General features: G+C 40.9%; 1 protein-coding gene. It reads right to left on the reverse strand.

What is annotated here, in order from left to right; genetic code table 11:
* Positions 1 to 225 (reverse strand): YwqH-like family protein (locus HMPREF9184_RS09000; protein ID WP_009444418.1); only part of this gene is annotated, 225 nt, incomplete at both ends.

The following is a 225-nucleotide window of genomic DNA, read 5'->3' on the forward strand; positions in this document are numbered from 1 at the left end:
CATCACAGACGGCATCATAGAAGGTATTCATCTCTGTTTGGAAACTCGTGTAGTCACTGGAGAAGGTCTCCCACTGCTTGGTGAAGTCATCTTTTTGTTTACCTTGCCATTCAGGTTGAATATTTCGATGCATGATGGGATACTTGATATTGTGAACATTCTGTTGGATTTCACTTACAGATTTCTTGGCTGTGCGAAGACGTTCCAATTTTTCATCAATGGAAG

It is taken from the genome of Streptococcus sp. oral taxon 058 str. F0407 (assembly GCF_000235485.1).
GTDB lineage: Bacteria > Bacillota > Bacilli > Lactobacillales > Streptococcaceae > Streptococcus.